This is a genomic window from Carnobacterium pleistocenium FTR1 (assembly GCF_000744285.1).
Classification (GTDB): domain Bacteria; phylum Bacillota; class Bacilli; order Lactobacillales; family Carnobacteriaceae; genus Carnobacterium_B; species Carnobacterium_B pleistocenium.
Genome location: NZ_JQLQ01000002.1, coordinates 1,007,718 through 1,021,782, shown reverse-complemented (window position 1 = coordinate 1,021,782; position 14,065 = coordinate 1,007,718). Strand labels below are relative to the sequence as shown.

Annotated in this window: 12 protein-coding genes; 1 reads left to right on the top strand and 11 read right to left on the bottom strand. The window is 30.2% G+C overall.

Going from position 1 to position 14,065, the window contains the following annotated elements; translation table 11 throughout:
* Nucleotides 1-76: 76 nt before the first annotated feature.
* Nucleotides 77-856 carry a MurR/RpiR family transcriptional regulator gene (locus BP17_RS04950; protein WP_035052238.1) on the bottom strand — a complete coding sequence of 260 codons (780 nt, stop codon included), beginning with the start codon at nucleotides 854-856 and terminating at the stop codon, nucleotides 77-79.
* 519 nt (nucleotides 857-1,375) lie between these two features.
* A complete protein-coding gene (locus BP17_RS04945) occupies nucleotides 1,376-2,143 on the bottom strand; it encodes a tyrosine-protein phosphatase (RefSeq protein WP_035052237.1) in 768 nt (255 codons plus the stop codon).
* A 173-nt stretch (nucleotides 2,144-2,316) separates the two neighbouring features.
* Between BP17_RS04945 and BP17_RS04940 the strand changes: the two genes are divergently transcribed.
* A complete protein-coding gene (locus BP17_RS04940; protein ID WP_035052236.1) occupies nucleotides 2,317-3,831 on the top strand; it encodes an IS3 family transposase in 1,515 nt (504 codons plus the stop codon).
* Nucleotides 3,832-3,836: 5 nt separating this feature from the next.
* Here BP17_RS04940 and istA read toward each other — a convergent pair whose 3' ends face one another.
* The 9 genes from istA to BP17_RS04895 form a co-directional block, all read right to left on the bottom strand.
* On the bottom strand, nucleotides 3,837-4,625 hold the full coding sequence (gene istA, locus BP17_RS04935; protein ID WP_084676293.1) for an IS21 family transposase: 789 nt from the start codon (nucleotides 4,623-4,625) through the stop codon (nucleotides 3,837-3,839).
* A gap of 304 nt (nucleotides 4,626-4,929) precedes the next feature.
* A complete protein-coding gene (locus BP17_RS04930) occupies nucleotides 4,930-6,417 on the bottom strand; it encodes a lipopolysaccharide biosynthesis protein (RefSeq protein ID WP_051910458.1) in 1,488 nt (495 codons plus the stop codon).
* Between the two features lie 50 nt (nucleotides 6,418-6,467).
* On the bottom strand, nucleotides 6,468-7,364 hold the full coding sequence (locus BP17_RS04925) for an ATP-grasp fold amidoligase family protein (RefSeq protein ID WP_051910457.1): 897 nt from the start codon (nucleotides 7,362-7,364) through the stop codon (nucleotides 6,468-6,470).
* Nucleotides 7,365-7,376: 12 nt separating this feature from the next.
* Nucleotides 7,377-8,609, bottom strand: a complete 1,233-nt coding sequence (locus BP17_RS04920; RefSeq protein WP_035052234.1) for a glycosyltransferase — start codon at nucleotides 8,607-8,609, stop codon at nucleotides 7,377-7,379.
* Between the two features lie 30 nt (nucleotides 8,610-8,639).
* Nucleotides 8,640-9,572 (bottom strand): ATP-grasp fold amidoligase family protein, encoded by a 933-nt coding sequence (locus BP17_RS04915; RefSeq protein WP_198022511.1) that lies wholly within the window; start codon nucleotides 9,570-9,572, stop codon nucleotides 8,640-8,642.
* A complete protein-coding gene (locus BP17_RS04910) occupies nucleotides 9,565-10,743 on the bottom strand; it encodes a glycosyltransferase (RefSeq protein WP_035052230.1) in 1,179 nt (392 codons plus the stop codon). The genes BP17_RS04915 and BP17_RS04910 overlap by 8 nt, the downstream gene beginning before the upstream one ends.
* Nucleotides 10,740-12,032, bottom strand: a complete 1,293-nt coding sequence (locus BP17_RS04905; protein WP_035052227.1) for a hypothetical protein — start codon at nucleotides 12,030-12,032, stop codon at nucleotides 10,740-10,742. The genes BP17_RS04910 and BP17_RS04905 overlap by 4 nt, the downstream gene beginning before the upstream one ends.
* A gap of 34 nt (nucleotides 12,033-12,066) precedes the next feature.
* Nucleotides 12,067-13,110, bottom strand: a complete 1,044-nt coding sequence (locus BP17_RS04900; protein ID WP_035052224.1) for a glycosyltransferase family 4 protein — start codon at nucleotides 13,108-13,110, stop codon at nucleotides 12,067-12,069.
* A complete protein-coding gene (locus tag BP17_RS04895; protein WP_035052222.1) occupies nucleotides 13,107-14,006 on the bottom strand; it encodes a glycosyltransferase family 2 protein in 900 nt (299 codons plus the stop codon). Before BP17_RS04895 ends, BP17_RS04900 begins: the two co-directional genes overlap by 4 nt.
* Nucleotides 14,007-14,065: the final 59 nt, after the last annotated feature.

Below are 14,065 nucleotides of genomic sequence, written 5' to 3'. Positions count from 1 at the left end.
AGCGTTTTCACTAATTTGAAATGAGTTACATTTAATGTAAGGAGATTCAACATTTTCAAACCTTCAAAAGGTTTTTCTACTTATTTTGTTTAATATATTCAAAAATAATTAAGTCCATTAATAAGTTGATTGTGAATCTAGAGCTCATATCAATATCATTATAATAAAAACTTTCAGAATATGCTGTTAGTGTCAAATCAGCTAGTTTTTCTATATAACTATTTTGTGTACCGCCTAGTAATATGAAAGGTACTTGTCTTTGTTTTAAAATATTCGCGTATTCCATCAAATGAAGCGTTTCTCCACTATGAGATAATAAAATAGCCAAATCAGTTGGTTTCATATTATTTGCGACCGCTCTTAATTCATCCCAATCATTTCTAGCAGAAGAAATTCTACCGGCAAATGTTAATTTTCTAGCTGAATCACTACAAAAAGAAAAGGATACACCTACTCCAAAAAATTCAACTAAATTGCTCTTGCTTAAATATTCAGCTGCCAAGGCTATTTTTGAATTATTGATATCAATTAATGTATTTTCCATTTCTTTTTGAAAACGTTTAACATGTACTTCTATATCAGCAATCTTATTATCTTCAATAGGATAAGTTTCTTTATTTAAGTTGTACTGCTCTAAAGAATATTTTAACTGTTGATACCCTTTGAATCCCAGTTTTTTGCATGTCCGACTAACAGTTGCAGTAGACACAAAAATTTCATTAGAAAATTCATCAATATTTAAATTTGCTACCTTATAAGGGTATTTTAATATATACTCTAATACTTGTGATTCTAAGTTGCTCAAATTTTTTCGCTTAGAAATTAATTTTTTGAAAAAAATATTTATTTCAGCCATTGCATACACTCTCCTACATTATGAAAACTATATTAGATTAACCATTTTTTATCATTAACATAGCATATAAAAAAAGTTGTTAGCTATCTGTCTAAATAGTAACTGGTTCAACATGTCTTAGATTTCTTCTGTAAAAAATACAAACCCATCATCATTTTTAAGATTACATGCATTTGAAAATCTTCTTGTTTTTTACTCCTTAAATGCTTGTTGAAATTAAATTTATTAAAAAGCTATGTATATATCTTTTTGATTTTTGCCTGATTGGGACAAAAATGTCTTTTCTTTAGAAAAATAATCTTTCTTGTACTTAGAGTTTGAATTTGCAATCTCTTCACTCCATAACGATACAATTAGTTGCTTTAATTCTCTTGCCACTGTTTCTTTACAAGTGTAACATTTTTCAAACTACATAGAACAGCCTGAGTAACTTACAAATTTTCTAAACGACTCTAGAAATCCTGTCAGTTATTCAGACTCATAATTTCTAATTAACAAACTTATTTACACCTATACAGACTAAAATAATCCTAGAAACTTAGGCTGTTTTACTTTTCTTGGAGTTGGAGAAACAATTAACTCTCCATTAACGATATCTTTTGTTACTTGTTGGTATTCCTCACATTTTGCTCTTCCAAACTCTTTTTCAAGCATTCGGAAAGCTTCTTTCATGTAAAAAGATCGTGAAGAAATATTATGAGCATCTGATGCGATAAAGTGAACTAAATTCGCTTCAATCAGTTGCTTACTTAACTTCTGTATACTCTTTCCAAAACCGCCTGTATAACTAGCAGCCGTGAGTTGAGCCAAAACTCCCTTTTCAATAAACGGTAATAACACGTTTGGATCTTTCAGCACTTCTCGGTTACGTTCAGGATGAACGATTATCGGCGTGATTCCTTCTTTTTGCAATTCAAAAAATAACGATTCTGTATAGGCAGGAATAGCAGGCGTTGGAAATTCAATTAAAACATATTGACTGCCTTCATCAATAAATTGAATCTTATCCTCACCTAATTCTTCAAATAATTCACCATTGATCCGGACCTCTTGGCCAGGAAAAATAGTTAGTGGAATGCCTCGCTCATCAAGCTCTTTTTGCAATTCATCTACTAGAATTAAAATATCTTTTTTTTCATTGTCCCAGTGGCCATTTTTATAATGTGGCGTAGCTAAAATATGAGTAATACCTTCTGATACAGCAACTCGTGCCATATCTAATGAGTCTTCCATATCTTTTGCCCCATCATCGATGCCTTGTAAAATATGACAGTGTAAATCAATCATTTTTTATCCCCTCAATCTAATTTATACTTTTATTATAGAATAGAATCGCTGTACTATCTAGTCAAAAAATAATAGATAAGTAAGCATTCTGTATTATTGATATACACCACTACAAGTCACCACTAAGAGAAGCGGACAAATACTTGGACTCAAATTGAGTTAGGAGGATGTTTATGTACTCTCACGAGGAACGATTGAAAGCCGTAAAATTATATATAAAATATGAACACTCACTAGCAGCTACTATTCAAAAACTTGGTTACCCTTCTCCAAAAGCATTATATAATTGGCATCAAGAATATTGTAAAAATGGAGAACTTCGTGACTTATCTCTTAGAGCTACTAAATTTACTTTAAAAGAAAAAGAGATAGCTGTTGATCATTACTTTGAATATGGTCGGAATTATTCTCGGACAGTTCGACTGCTAGGCTATCCGAACAGGGAAACATTACGACAGTGGTGTGAAGAATCAGCCCCAGAAGCTCGTAAAATTCGACGGAGTGCGATAAACTACACGCAAGAGCAGAAAAAAGAGGCTGTAATCCGACTCTTTAGCCGAAATACTTCTGCCAAAAAAATCGCGGAACAGACAGGTGTTGGTAGAAAGACGCTCTATGACTGGAAAAGTGATTTAGTCGGAAGGGATTTTCCTTTAACCATGCCAAAACAACCTATTGAACAAACTTTAGATACACTGAATTCAGAAGTCGATAACCTACAAAAACAAGGTTATCAGCTACGAATGGAAAAAGAGATTCTTGAAAGAGCAGCTGTTTTAATAAAAAAAGAAGCGGGCATCAATCCAATAAACTTAACAAATAGAGAGAAGACTATCTTGGTTGATGCCTTACGTGCCGATTTCCCTTTAAAAACCTTATTCCAACAATTGAAGCTGGTGAAAAGTAATTATTTTTATCACAGAAAGCAACTGGCATTGCCAGATAAATACGAAAAAAAACGCGCTTTACTGACAGAGATTTTTCAAGAAAATGATGCAAGATATGGCTACCGTAGACTGCATTCAGAACTGAAAAATAATGGAATCGTACTGTCAGAAAAGGTTGTTAGAAGGCTGATGAGCGAAGAGAATCTTTTTGTTAGAATAGCGCGGAAAAAGAAATATAGTTCCTATGCTAGCGAGATTACACAAGCCGCTCCAAATCTTTTACAACGAAATTTTAAGGCGGAAAAGCCAAATATGAAATGGCTGACTGATATTTCAGAATTTCGCATTCCTGCTGGGAAGGTTTATCTGTCACCTATCATTGACTGTTTTGACGGAGCAGTCGTAAGTTGGACGATTAGTGCTGAACCGAATGCAAAATTAGTCAATACAATGTTCGACAACGCTTTAGAAACACTAGGCGTTAATGAGCATCCAATTATTCATTCTGATCGTGGAGCGCATTGCCGATGGCCAGGATGGATAGAGCGAATAAAAACCTCCGGTTTGACACAATCCATGTCCAAGAAAGGCTGTTCTCCAGACAATTCTGCCTGTGAAGGCTTTTTTGGACGCTTGAAAAATGAATGGTTTTACGGGTTATCTTGGAAAGACTTCAGCATAGACGAGTTCATGGAACGACTAGATCATTATATTCATTGGTATAATGAAAAGAGAATTAAAATGTCATTAGGTGGAATAAGTCCTCTTCAGTATAGACGAAGGCTAGGACTAGCTGCTTAAACAGTCTAAGAAAACATCCGCATCCCCTGCTGGTAATTTACGGTGGCGGATATCATCGGACTCCGAACCCTGCCCGGAACGATAACCGTTTGATAGTAATCAGCTAATTCACGGTAAGCTTCATTAAGTATAGGTTCTCCTCGAATAGCTTTTGTTACACCAGTTTTCAAATTATCAGGGACCAGTGATTCTGGAACACCGTCGAAATATTCAAATGCATGGATATGTCCTGTTAACCAATTGGCAGATTTCATATCTAAAAAGCCTTCTACATAACTGTATTGACTGTAAGGGAATGTCGCTACGAAAACATATACGGTCAATTTCCCTCCGGTTTGACGATCATTAATAGACAAAGTTGATCCACCCCAGTCAATCTCTAATACTTCACCCGGTTTTCTTATAATAGGCATGGTTGCTTTATATTTTTTTGCATACTTTCCATATTTTTCTGCAAAAGTACGATAAGCATAAAGGATTTTCCCACCGTTACGCGCGTGTTGCGCATACTCAATGTGAAGTAACTTTAAAGTCACATTTTTCTTCTGTAATTCCTTATGAATCTTTTCCCAATTAGGTGGAAAATAGCCTTTCTCAATCGCTTGTTTCTCTGGAAAGAGAAATTCTTCAAGCCGATGATTGTTCATAGTGTCAATCAAACTTTCTAATCCAATCTTTTCAGCACGTTTGATGACTTCTGAAACTGTGTTTCTCGAACTTCCAACGCTAGTGCTAATAGTTCGTTGGGAAACTTTTTTGAAATGTAATTCCAGAATCTTACGGTATTGAATCATTAAAAAACCTCCTGTATACAGTGTCGTACCTGACGGTACGCAACTCCAGTATACAGAAGGTTACTTTTATTTAGCTATCTATTTTGATTGGCACGCTAACACGCAATCACTGGCTCTATTCTCCGCATACAATGGCTCACTTTTACGCACAAGTGGCTCTAATCTTTCGCAATATTCAATATGAATTATTCAGGATAGCAATCAATTCTATAAGATTTTGTGAAGTATTATATATGAGAAACATTTTTTATGAATCTGATTTGTTAAATTAATCATAAAAATATAACTAATCTTTATTTTACTTCTATCTTTTAAATGCTAATTTCCATTTATTAGTTTTACTTAATATAATACTTGATAAATATTTAAAGCTATCTAATCTAAACATATAGGAAATTAGTATATAAGTTATAGCTCCAACTATAACTTGTAACAGTAATAGTTGAATGAGATTTAAGTTCAATAAATTTATAGAATAGACACATATTCCCATAACAAATGAAACTACTAAATTTGGAACTATATCTCGCATTTGTTGAATATATCCATATTTCAGTATTTTTTTATTAGGAGATGCATTAACAAAACATGATATTAATGTCTGAAGAACCATTCCCAACGCTATAGTAGTCACGCTATTAAAGAAAAACACAGTAATGAAGAGTATAAGTAAGCCGTATGTCCTCTTTATTATTTCTAATTTTAAAAACAAGTCACTTCTTCCAATTGCTTTTATAACCTGTAAATTTATAGTGTGTATAGGTATAAAAATAAAATAGATGGAAAATATTTGAATATATTCCACAATTCCTAACCATTCATCAGTTAATAACAATTTTACCAATGGATTTGCTATAGCAGCCAAACCGATTAACATAGGGGTCATTATATAGGTACTTATTTTTATTGCTCTTCTCATTATGTGTCTTGTTTTTTCTAAATCATCTTGAAACTCTGAAAGTGCTGGGAATAAAACTTTTGATATAGTGCTATTTATATTTGTACCGATTTGATTTGGGTATGAATTCCCTTGGGTATATAAAGCGAGTGCTTCTGGGCTAAATTTTATACCTATAATGAAATTTCTTAAATTATCTGAAAGAGAGCCAATCAATGAAGATACGAAAAGCTTCCAACCATAAGAAATAATCGATTTCATTCTAGTAAATGAATATTCTAAAGTTGGTCTCCATTCAACAATTCTCCATAAGACAATTGTATTAATTAACACATTACTTAATCTTTGGGCTACTAGTGCCCATACTCCAGCACCTAAATACGCACAGATAATTCCAATAATCGCTGACAATATAGTTCCTGAAAGTGTAGAAATAAAAAACTTCTTAAACATCATATATTTAGAGACAAGCGCTTCTTGTACAGCATTAAAGCCGATTATTGGAATATAAAGACCTAAAACTCTCATTACCATAGTCAATTCTGGCATTCGATAATAAAAGGAAATTATAGGTGCAGCAAAAAAAAGAATGATATACAAAGCTAACGATAGAAAAAAACTAAAATAAAAAACAGATGAAAAATCTAAATTATCAGCATTTTTTTTTTGAATCAACGCATTACCAAATCCGCTCGTTATAAACACATTTGCTACTGAAATAAATATCATAACAATTGATATCACTCCGTATTCATCTGGAGATAGTAAGCGCGCTAGTATTATGGACAAAATTAAAGTAACACTTTGAGAAGCAGTTCTTTCAAGAAAGGTCCATATGATTCCAGAAAAAACTTTACTCTTCATTTTATTTGATTGATTACCATTTTTATCCATTCAGAAGTCCACTCCAATTTTGACTTATTGACAAAAACATTTACAGTAAGTTATAACTTTACTAGTTCTCCTAATTTCTCATCATATTCTTTTGGTTCAAATGGAATCATCCCTGCATTTGGTCTAAAAGTTAATTCAGAGAAGAAAATACTTCCTTCAATTTCATAAAAATCAACTCTCATGAAGGGAGATTTAGTTGCTTTGGATAAGATACTCGCTAATTCAATCATTTTAGAAAAATTCTGAGGTAATTTAGGATCAACAGGAAATTCACTGTAATCACTTCTTTTAAAAGGTAACTTACTTCCGTCTAAATCATAAAAAGACATATAGGCGGTAGAGTGATTTTCTAACCCACTTGAAAGATATACAAAATTAGGCTCCCCGTTGAAACAAAAGAATTTATAATCTGTTAAACCCTTCTTGTTCCCATCATCCATGTATTTCTCTGCGATAATAAGAGGCTTAATATTTTTATATTGCCACTCTCTACTACTTTGATAATAATTCCTACTTAACCATGAATTAAAAAGCTTAGCTGATTTTAGAACGTCTAGTTCTCCTTTATCTCTACATATAATTATTCCACCTGAATTATGATTCGCTTTTAAGACGAATTTATTAGGTAAGCTATTAAATTCAATATCTTCAAAATTTTCCCAAACTCCTAAAAGAGGAATAAGATATTCATCTCCTATAGTGTTTTTGATAAATTCTCTAACAGAATATTTATCTGCCATCTTAGAGTACTCAGGTTTACGATCATATAATTTAAGCCATTGTAGTTTTTCATTTAAAGTTTTAGGATTTTCCAGATTTAGTTTTGTACCCATTCTTAAATAATAATGAATCTTGATAATAAACGAATCCGGAATTTTACTGAGTAGCTTTCTTTCATCTAGTCTTTTAAATTGTTTCAACAAATAATTACGTGATTCTTTTTTCATATATCAGCCCTCCTATAGCTCAATTTCATTAAGCCATTGTTTTTTAATCTCTTGATTAGAATATCCATTTTGCACATAGTCTGTTGCTGAATCAACAATATTTTTTCTTAGTACGGGGTCGCTCATTAAAATCTCTACTGCCCTTTGTAAATAATGTTTTTCTTCATTTATATCATCTCGAACTGGAATTAAAATACCTCTTTCAAATATTTCAATTTCATTCGTTCCATTATTGTAATTAAAATCACCGGTAATTATTTCTCTTGGTCCGCTTTTACAGTCCGTTGAAATAATAGGAACATTGCACGCCATAGCTTCTAATAAAACATTACCAAATCCTTCATAGTAAGAATTAAGTACAAAAATTTTTGCTTTATTCATATACATAAATGGATTACTTGTATATGGAACTATAAGTACTTTATTAGCTAGACCTAATTTATTAACTTTTGTCATAATTCTACTTTCTAAAGTTCCCTTACCTACTAAAACTAATCTTGTGTTGGGAAATTCTTTATTTATCAATTTAAACTCATCAATTAAATTAAGTTGATTTTTTTGATATTCAAATCTTCCGACATTAATAATTACATCGTGATTTTTAAAAAAATCATTATACTGCTCAGGTAAATATTCGCATTTTTTATTTACAATATCTTTTATGTCAACAAAATTATATATAGTCGTAACTAACTCTTCTTTCAAGTTAAAATTACTGATTAGATCCTGTCTTACTCCATTAGAAATTGCAATTATTTTATCAGAATATCTATACAATATTTTCATTAATCGAATTTCTATTCTTCTGCTTACACTTATTTTGTGCTTAGTACTTTGCACAGATTTATTTATTCTGACAGACAAGAGCACTTTATCTTTTGTTCTTGAGAGAACATTAAGTATATTAGGAGTATCCATAAAACTAATAGAAACGTCTATACCGTTTTTCCTTTTCTCTGATCTTAACTTTAATAATAATTTAAAATACACCACTACTCTATTAAACAAATAAACTATTCTATATTTACTTGGTTCAGAGGAATTATCAAATTCTAAATCAACTAATTTACCTTTATATTTATACGTTACTTCTTTTGAATTAAAAAGAAATATAAATAACTCATCTACAGAACCTTCTATTTGCTCAGATAACAAACCTACAATTCTTTCTGCGCCACCTCTAGATAGAGTTGGACATATTATTGCAACTTTCTTCTTTTTTAACTCGTCAAGATTTGTATTCATTTCTTTCTCCTATCTCTAGAAATTATTTAATCAATAATTTCTCATTTTCACTGAGTCTAAAGTTATCATAGCCCCAAAAATATAATCATATTTTACTGGATCGAAAGGTACTAATCCGCTATGGTGATAAAATGTATATTCACCAAAATAAATTCTACCGTTTATGTCATATAAATCGATTCTTACATGTGGATATCCTTCAGCCAATTTCTTCGTAATATTGACCATTTCATCAAAATTTTCTGGCTTATCTATTCTATACCCACTATTTTCATGTGCCATTTGTCTGAAACTCAGTTTTTGAAAGTTCATATCGAAATAATCAAATTTCACATCAGAACCTTTTTTATCTCTATCCGAAGCTACAAAAAGCATTTTTGGTTCACCATCGAATGAAAATAACTTATAATCTTTTAACGATTGTTCTGTTTCATCTACTAATAATTCTTCTGCAATGATTCTAGGTTTTATTCCTTTATATGGCCACTCTCTTTTAAACCAAAAATAATCTTTCTTTAATAACTTATTAATTTTTTTTCTAGCAGAATTAAAATCAAATTCACTTTTATTTTTGCATATAATAACACCACCACTATCATGTGTACATTTTAAAACAAACTGATCAGGTAAATCTGAAAAATTTATATCATCAAAATTGTCCCATAATCCTAATAAAGGTATTAGGTATTCTTCCCCTATTGTAGAACTTACAATTTGTCTTACTTCATATTTATCAACTAATCTTTTATACGCTGGATTTCTATCATGAAGCTTTAACCACTGTAATTTTTGATTAAATGTTTGTGGACTTTTCCAGTCAAAGGTTTTACCAAAACTAGCTCTATAGAATATATCTAAATATATAGCATCGGGTAAAAATTTTGCTTTATTTTCAATGATTTTAGATATGATAATATATGGGTTTTTCAAAATTCTCTGTAATTTTCTTCTTAATTTACTCAATTTGACTAACCTCATCTTTAAAAAGTTTTATTATTTTCTTTGCTCTAATATCCCATGTATACTTTTTTTTAAAATTATCATAGGCATTTTTACCGAATTTATTCCTAATTGAATAATTTTCTACTAACACATCTAATTTCCGACCCCATTCTTCAATATTATCAGAATCTACTAAAAAGGAGTCGACCCCATCTGTTAAAACTTCTTGTATAGTAGGAAGATTGGATGCAATTATTGCTTTCCCATGTGACATGGATTCAAACAATTTTAGTGGTGATATCCATGATCCAATGTCATCTTTTTTATTTTTATCATAGAATATATTCTTAGAGAAAGGTAACAGTGAAATATCAAAACCATGATAATATTTATCAATTTCACTATTATCAACATATCCATATAATTTAATATTAGTTAATTGCAAGTAATTGATTTTTCTACTCCAATAACTTACCCACTCTTCTGTGCCACCAACTATATGAAAATCATACTTTTTTCGTGTACTAGCGAGTTTTAATACGATTTCCATACATTTCCCGAAATACAAATGTCCAAGATATCCTATGACCACTTCACTATCTTGGTCTTTCAAATCTAATACTTCGGTAAATTCATTGGAATTGCGTTCAATCATTACCTCATCTGCTGCATCATGCATGACTATAACTTTACTTGAATTAAGCCATGGGAACAATTCTAAATACTTATCTTTTAAAGCTTGACTAATTACAACTAGGTATAAACAATTTTCATTAGTTAATAATTTTTTTTCTAAGAAGGTTAAAATTCCTTCTCTAGGAGGCATATGAGATTCATAAATAAATTTGTATTTATTTCTTAGTAAAAAAAGTCCATAAATTGAGCGACCATATAAATAGTCCACATGTTCCTTATTCTTTTTTGTAGATAGTCTAAATAAAGTCATAAGTGCAATATAAAGTGAATTTGGTATAATTCTTTTCATCATTTTATTTTGATAAAATCTATATATCTTGAAGCTCTTTTTAATACCATATTTAGAAAACACATCTTCCTCTTCTCGTGCTTCTACACCACAATACAAAGTCACTTCATTATTATTATTTGCTAGTGCATTACACATTTTCATTACATGAACAGCATTAGCTTTTTGTGACGGTATAATTGAGTTACTAATATATGCGATTCTCACAAACTTATCTCCTCACGTTTTTCTTTACTTACATACGACTTTACTGTTAAGCGTAAAAGTATTAATAATACAAATGGATATGCTAGTGTAAATATAAACGGTTCTTTAATCTCAATAAATAGCATTAATACAAGTAACAGTCTGAAAAACATTCTTTTTTTAGACTGTTTTACTTTTTTGATTAAACTATTGATATATATCGTCAAACTTAGATATGATAGTAAAGCCATAACAAACCCCACTGACATATATCTTTGAACATAACCAGAATCGTGCCAAATTAATTCTCCATTGCTTGTATATCCTTTTTCTACTCCCGTTCCAATCAAAGTTTCAAAAGTCAAAGAAGGGATATTCATATTTGATATAGTCTTTAGTGTTTTACTGTTTGAAGGCTTAAATATTTCATCTAATCTCCCAATTGTATATTCGATAAGGTTTAGATTCACTTCAACTTTTTTTATAAAAATGTATGTTCCTAATGATAATAAGATAAATAAACTAAAAAACATGATATTTCTTTTTATTTTTATATTAATACCACCTGATCCAAAAAAGACTATAAAAAGCAATATCACAATTGAAACATAAAATCCTGTTCTTGCAACAAAAGCTATTGCGATAAGAATAGTAATAAAAGATAAAATGTATTTCCATTGAATTTTATTAAATAACAAAATATATGCATTTGCAAATAACCCAGTAAATAAGTATATACTTCCAGTAGCTCCAGTAATACCTATACCAATAACTCTATCTGAATATCTTGCAATATCTCCATATTGTATATTTTCTAATAGAATTCTAACACTTGGTAATAATGATAAAATAACGATACTAGATTGAATTAAAGTCGCGACTATCATAGCATTACAGAACTGAACTTCATCAGTAAAATATTCCTCTAATACAAAAGAAAAGAAGAAAACCATAATGAAGTAATTAAAAAATGCAGTAAAAGCACTATATTCAGAAGTTAGTGCACCATTCCCTAAAGCAATTACAAAACTATATAATAAAAGACATAAATTAAAATATCCCCAAGTAAATGTCCTTTTCTTGACCCACTTTAGATTTCTCTCAACTCTAAATCCTTTTTTTCTAAAAAAATCGAATGAAAATAGTAACATCAAAATGATCCTAGGAGAAGCTATATTAGGTAATATTTTTAAATGTATACTATATACTGTGAATAGTACTGCTAAATATAAAAAAATATTTGTAATTTTTTTTTTAGCTGAAGTATTTGGATAGTTTTTTAGTCCAACCTCTTTAATATAGTTTTCCATCTCATTCTACCCCTCTTAGCCGTGCTTATTTGTCTTATTTGTCTAAGTTTTCAGCTAAAATTTTTATTGCTTTTTCAGGTAAAAATTCAGAACACCTATTTAAACAATTTATTTTCATATCGTAAATTATTTCGGGTTTATTGTAAATTTTTTTCAATTCATGTGTAAGTGCATTCGGATCTTCAGAATCATAAATAATTCCATCTTTTCCTGAACAAATTATTTCCGAGTTATACTTATAGTTGGAAGCAATTATAGGCAGCCCAGCCGAGAAAGCATCAACAAAAGTATTTGGATACCCCTCACTTTTATAATAAGTTGGAAATAGCAATGCAAAGTAAGCTTTTAAAGTCTCTGTGCTTTTCTCAAAATCTACTATACCGCAGTATTTGATATAGTCCGGTTGACTATCTAAAATATCGGTAAATCTTTCCCTGTAACTTTCATCTATTGTTCCATAAATATCTAATTCAAAGATATTTTCTGAATATTCTCTGTTTATATTATTAACTGCCTCAATAGCGTCTTCAATACCCTTCTCTTTCAATACTCTTGAAAAAGTACATAATCGATACGGAGGTTTATCAAACTTTTTTAATGAATCTATTGAAACCGGCTTTATCCTTCTGAACTTGTTAATATAAACAACGTTATTTAGTCCTTGATTTTTTAAACCTGTGTGCATACTTTTTAGTTCCACATAAACTCCATCGAGTTTCTTAATATATTTCTTTACTTTTTTATCACTTTGTAAGTATTCTGTTAACCAACCACCAACTACATAATAATGTAGTTTTTTATTAAAAATTTTGTTTAAACTTATAAAAAATTTAGGGAAAACTTTCACACCATTTTCATCAGTTAGAAATACCACATTTTCACAAGTTACAATAGCAATTATGCAATTAATCGCTAACTTTACAGCGTTTTTTCTCCAATTATACGTGTTCACAATTTTTACTTGTCCTTCACCATATACATTTATTAATTCACTTGTTATTATGGAAGTTTTAACTCCTTGACCGTCAGTGGTCACTTGTCCATCACCGTGATAACCAACTACAGCTACTTTTTTCATTTAATTCTCCTTTTTAACAATAAGGTAATACTTTGAGTGGGTTCATGAAAAAATGAAATAACTGCATATTTCAGAAACATCAGCATCCTTTTTCTTCTTAATTCAGCAAATGATAATACTGCAAAATGTCTCATTTTTATATAACTGATATCTTTAGAACTAAGAATATTAAAATACTTTTCTTTATACTCATAAAGTCGATTTTCTCCATATATCTTACCATTTCCACTAGATAGCCCATTAATTTTAGTATGGACATAAGCTTTAACATCACATTTTTTTAAATATGTGAATTTACCTTTTCCTCTTATTGCTTTATGCATTAAATAAAATTCATCACCCACATCTACTTTAGCAAACCCTCCAATAAACTTTAAATAACTTTTCTTAAACATCATTACATCAGTTCCAGTCATATGATACTTTAAATGATATCTTTGTAGACTTTTGGGACTTTTATCTAATATATAATCTCTTGAACGCTTTTCAATAAGTTTTCCTTCATCGCTATATAACCATAAATCAGTTAAAGAATAGTCTGCTTGATTTTTGATCATATCAGTAAGCTGATTTTTAATTTTATCAGGTCCATATATATCATCATCGTCTAAAAAGGTAATATATTTCCCAGTTGCTCTATCAATGCCTAAGTTTCGTGATTGTGCTGATCCTTCATTCTTTTCATTTATAATATATACTAGCGTAATATCTTGATTTTTTTTGTAATTTAATAAAATATCTTTAACTTTATTATTCCAAAATATGTCGGCATTATCATCAACGATAATAATCTCTATGTTAGTATAAGTCTGCTTTCCTAAAGAATTTAATGCTGTTTTTAGAGAAGCTTCACGTCTATATGTAGTAACAATTACTGATATTTTTATTTCCTCCATTATTCTCCACCTATTTCTCAGTAATATTTGTTTTTAGATAATACCTGTTTTCTAAATAT

Excerpts from the sequence above, each read along its gene's own strand:
- BP17_RS04950 (WP_035052238.1), bottom strand. The coding sequence starts at position 856 with ATGGCTGAAATAAATATTTTTTTCAAAAAATTAATTTCTAAGCGAAAA.
- BP17_RS04945 (WP_035052237.1), bottom strand. The coding sequence starts at position 2,143 with ATGATTGATTTACACTGTCATATTTTACAAGGCATCGATGATGGGGCA.
- BP17_RS04940 (WP_035052236.1), top strand. The coding sequence starts at position 2,317 with ATGTACTCTCACGAGGAACGATTGAAAGCCGTAAAATTATATATAAAA.
- istA (WP_084676293.1), bottom strand. The coding sequence starts at position 4,625 with ATGATTCAATACCGTAAGATTCTGGAATTACATTTCAAAAAAGTTTCC.
- BP17_RS04930 (WP_051910458.1), bottom strand. The coding sequence starts at position 6,417 with ATGGATAAAAATGGTAATCAATCAAATAAAATGAAGAGTAAAGTTTTT.
- BP17_RS04925 (WP_051910457.1), bottom strand. The coding sequence starts at position 7,364 with ATGAAAAAAGAATCACGTAATTATTTGTTGAAACAATTTAAAAGACTA.
- BP17_RS04920 (WP_035052234.1), bottom strand. The coding sequence starts at position 8,609 with ATGAATACAAATCTTGACGAGTTAAAAAAGAAGAAAGTTGCAATAATA.
- BP17_RS04905 (WP_035052227.1), bottom strand. The coding sequence starts at position 12,032 with ATGGAAAACTATATTAAAGAGGTTGGACTAAAAAACTATCCAAATACT.
- BP17_RS04900 (WP_035052224.1), bottom strand. The coding sequence starts at position 13,110 with ATGAAAAAAGTAGCTGTAGTTGGTTATCACGGTGATGGACAAGTGACC.
- BP17_RS04895 (WP_035052222.1), bottom strand. The coding sequence starts at position 14,006 with ATGGAGGAAATAAAAATATCAGTAATTGTTACTACATATAGACGTGAA.